Source organism: Kitasatospora sp. NPDC005748 (assembly GCF_040630735.1).
Taxonomy (GTDB): Bacteria; Actinomycetota; Actinomycetes; order Streptomycetales; family Streptomycetaceae; genus Kitasatospora.
This window is the reverse complement of sequence record NZ_JBEXYD010000137.1, coordinates 1-4,520: the sequence shown is the minus strand read 5'-3', so window position 1 is coordinate 4,520 and position 4,520 is coordinate 1. Positions and strand designations below refer to the sequence as shown.

1 protein-coding gene is annotated in these 4,520 nt (G+C 74.6%); it reads left to right on the top strand.

What is annotated here, in order from left to right:
• Positions 1 to 33 precede the first annotated feature (33 nt).
• Positions 34 to 4,520: beta-ketoacyl synthase N-terminal-like domain-containing protein (locus ABZ495_RS36765; protein ID WP_359840338.1), on the top strand; the 4,487-nt coding region annotated here is incomplete at its 3' end.

Genomic DNA, 4,520 nt, shown 5'->3' with positions numbered 1-4,520 from the left:
GCGGCGATTCCGGCGGGGCGTCCGCTGCGGAGCGTGATCCACACCGCCGGAGTGCTCGACGACGGGACGATTCCGTCGCTGACGCCCGAGCGGGTAGCCGTGGTGATGCGGCCGAAGGCCGACGGTGCCTGGCACCTGCACGAGCTCACCCGGGGTCTGGACCTGGAGCGGTTCGTGCTGTTCTCCTCGGCGGCGGCGACGTTCGGCGTCCCGGGTCAGGGCAACTACGTGGCGGCCAACGCGTTCCTGGACGCGTTGGCGGCCGACCGGCGGGCGGCCGGACTGCCCGGCACCTCGCTGGCCTGGGGCCTCTGGGCGGAGGTCAGCGGCCTGACCGGGCAGCTCTCGGACTCCGACCGGGCCCGCCTGACCCGCGGTGGCGCCGTGGCACTGAGCGCGGACGAGGGCCTGGCCCTGATGGACCAGGGGACCGCCCGCTCCGAGGCGCTGCTGGTGGCGACCCGGCTGGACCTCGCCGGGCTGCGCGCGCAGGCCACGCGGAGCGCGGAGGTCCCGCCGCTCTGGCGGACCCTGGTCACGGCCGGGACCGGCCGGCGGACCGCCGCCTCGGGCGGCGTCGGCGCGGACTCGCTGCAACGGCAGCTGGCCGGCCTCTCCGAACAGGAGCGCACCCGGCTGCTCACCGACCTGGTCCGGACCCACGTGGCGGCCGTGCTGGGGCACAGCTCCGCCGAGGCCGTCGAGCCCGGCCGCGCCTTCACCGACCTGGGCTTCGACTCGCTCACCGCGGTCGAACTGCGCAACCGCCTGGGCACCGCGACCGGTCAGCGGCTGCCGGCCACCCTGGTCTTCGACTACCCCAACCCGGTCGCGCTGGCCGGTCACCTGCGGGCCCGGCTGCTCGGTGACGCCGAGCAGCCCGTGGACCGCCTGCCGGTCCGCCCGGCGGAAGCGGGATCCGACGAGCCGATCGCGATCGTCGGGATGGCCTGCCGGCTCCCCGGCGACGTGAACGACCCCGACGGGTTCTGGCAGCTGCTCACCACCGGGGCGGACGCGATCTCCCGCTTTCCGGACGACCGCGGCTGGAACGTGGAGGGCCTCTACGACCCGGACCCCGAGAGTGTCGGCACCTCCTACACCCAGGAGGGCGGCTTCGTCGCGGACGCCGGCGGCTTCGACGCCGGGTTCTTCGGGATCTCGCCGCGTGAGGCGCTGGCGATGGACCCGCAGCAGCGTCAGCTGCTGGAGACGTCCTGGGAGGCGCTGGAGCGGGCCGGGATCGACCCCGCGACGCTGCGCGGCAGCCAGACCGGCGTCTTCGTCGGCGGGTTCGCGTCGGCCTACGGGCTCGGGCTGGCGACCGGCGGCGAGGGAGCCGAAGGGCACCTGACGACCGGCTTCGCGACGAGCGTGATGTCCGGCCGGGTGTCCTACACGCTGGGCCTGGAGGGCCCGGCGGTGACGATCGACACCGCGTGCTCGTCCTCGCTGGTGGCGCTGCACCTGGCCACCCAGGCGATCCGCGCCGGGGAGTGCTCGATGGCGCTGGCCGGCGGGGCCACCGTGATGGCGACCCCCGACGGCATCGTCGGGTTCAGCCAGCAGCGCGGTCTCGCGGTGGACGGCCGCTGCAAGGCCTTCTCGGCCGACGCGGACGGCATGGGCTTCGCCGAGGGCGCCGGCATGGTGGTCCTGGAGCGGCTCTCGGACGCGCGGCGCAACGGGCACCGGGTGCTCGCCGTGGTGCGCGGCTCGGCGGTGAACCAGGACGGGGCGTCGAACGGTCTGACGGCGCCGAACGGTCCGTCCCAGCAGCGGGTGATCCGCGCGGCGCTGGCGAACGCCGGCCTCACGGCCGCCGATGTGGACGTGGTGGAGGCGCACGGGACGGGTACCAAGCTGGGTGACCCGATCGAGGCGCAGGCGCTGCTGGCGACCTACGGTCAGGATCGTGGTGCCCAGAAGCCGCTGTGGCTGGGGTCGGTGAAGTCCAACATCGGGCACACCCAGGCGGCCGCCGGTGTGGCGGGTGTGATCAAGATGGTGCTGGCGTTGCAGCACCAGGAGCTGCCGAGGACGCTGCACGCGGACGATCCGTCGCCGCACGTGGACTGGTCCGCCGGTGAGGTGGAGCTGCTGACGGAGGCGGCGCCCTGGCCGGTGGGGGAGCGGCCGCGTCGGGCCGGTGTGTCCTCGTTCGGGATCAGCGGCACCAACGCGCACGTCCTGCTGGAGGAGGCGCCCGCCGAGGCCGGTACCGCGACCGACGCGGAGCCGGTCGAGCCGGCCGCTGCCCCGTCGGTGGTCGAACCCGGCGGGGTCGGGGCCTGGGCGGTCACGGGGCGTTCCGCCCAGGGGCTGACGGCGCAGGCCGATCGGCTGCACGCGTGGGTGTCGGCGCGGCCGTCGGTGGATCCGGCGGAGGTGGCGTGGTCGCTGGCGACGACGCGGTCGGTGTTCGAGCACCGGGCGGTCGTGCTGGGCGGCGGGCGCGGCGAGCTGGTGGCCGGGTTGGAGAGTCTGGCGGCCGGTGTGCCGTCGGGGTCGGTGGTGTCGGGTGTGGCGCGGCCGGGTGCGCGGGTGGTGTTCGCGTTCGCCGGTCAGGGTTCGCAGTGGGTGGGGATGGGCCGTGAACTGGCTCTGTCGAGCCCGGTGTTCGCGGCACGGCTCGCGGAGTGCGAGGCGGCGCTGGCGCCTTATGTGGACTGGTCGCTGGCCGATGTCCTGGCGGGTGTGACGGAGTTGACGGCGGCGGATGTCGTCCAGCCGGCGTTGTGGGCGGTGATGGTGTCGCTGGCGGCGGTCTGGGAGGCCGCGGGCGTCAAGCCTGCTGCGGTGGTGGGGCATTCGCAGGGCGAGATAGCGGCGGCGACGGTGGCCGGGATGCTGTCGCTGGAGGACGGCGCCCGGGTGGTGGCGCTGCGTTCGCGGTCGTTGAAGGTGCTGGCCGGTCTCGGCGGGATGCTGTCGGTGAGCCGGAGCGCCGCGGTGGTGGAGGAGCGGATCGCCCGCTTCGGTGAGCGTGTTGCCCTGGCGGCGGTCAACGGGCCTTCGGCGGTGGTGGTTTCGGGTGAGCCGGAGGCGCTGGAGGAGTTGAAGGCGGAGTTCGAGGCGGAGGGTGTTCGGGCTCGGATGGTCGCGGTGGACTACGCCTCGCACTCGGCGCAGGTGGACCGCCTCGAAGCGGAGATCACCGAGGTCCTGGCCGGTATCGCGCCGCGCCGGGGCCGGATCCCGATGGTCTCGGCGATGACCGGGGAGACGCTGACCGGTGAGGAGTTGGACGCCGCCTACTGGTACGGCAGCCTGCGGGCGACGGTGCACTTCGACCGCGCGGTGCGCACCCTGGCCGGTCAGGGGCACCAGCTGTTCGTCGAGGTGACTCCGCACCCGGTGCTGCTGGGCGCGATGAACGACACGCTCGAAGAGGTCGCCCAGGAGGCCGGCCCGGGCATCGTGCCCGCCGCGGTCTGCGGCACGCTGCGCCGTGACGAGGGCGGCGTGACCCGGCTGGTCACCTCGTTCGCCGAGGCCTTCGTCAACGGCGCCTCCGTGGAGTGGACTTCCGTCCTCCCCGCCGCCGAGCGGGTCGAGCTGCCGACGTACGCCTTCCAGCACGAGCGGTACTGGCCGCGTGCGGCCGGACCGGCTCTGGGTGGGGACGCGGTGTCGCTGGGTCTGGGCGCGGTCGGTCACCCGCTGCTGGGTGCGGCGGTCGAACTGGCCGGTGGTGCGGGGCTGGTCTGCACCGGGCGGCTGTCCGTGCGGACGCACCCGTGGCTGGCCGATCACGCGATCGGTGGGGTGGTGCTGCTGCCGGGGACCGGCTTCGTCGAGATGGTGGTCCGGGCCGGGGACGAACTCGGGTGCGGCCTGCTGGAGGAGCTGACGCTCCAGGCGCCGCTGGTGCTGCCCGCCGACGGCGGCGCGGTCCAGGTCCAGGTGGTGCTGGCCGAGGCGGACTCCGAGGGCCGTCGGACGGTCGCGGTGTTCTCCCGCCCCGACGGGCAGGAGGAGTGGACGCAGCACGCCGACGGCGTCGTCGCTCCCGCCGAGGAGGCGCCGGTCGCGGAGGAGGACTTCGCGGTCTGGCCTCCGCGCGGGGCCACGGCGGTGGACGTCAGCGGTATGTACGAGGCCGCGGCCGACGGGCCGTACGGCTACGGGCCGGCGTTCCAGGGCTTGCGGGCCGCCTGGCGCCGGGGCGACGAGGTCTTCGCGGAGGTCGCGCTGCCGGACTCGGTGGCCGCCGATGCGGGTGCGTTCGGTCTGCACCCGGCGCTGCTGGACGGCGTGTTGCAGGCCAGCGCCCTGGTGTCGGAGGCCGGGGACGAGGTGCGGTTGCCGTTCGCGTGGACGGGCGTCGAGCTGCACGCGGCGGGTGCGTCCGTGCTGCGGGCCCGGCTGCGCCGGGACGCGCAGGGCGGTCTGGTGCTGTCGGCGGCGGATGCCACGGGTGCTCCGGTGGTCTCCGTCGAGTCGCTGATCACCCGTCCGGTGTCGGCCGAGCAACTCCGGTCGAACGATGCCGGGGTGGCGGATTCCCTGTTCACCGT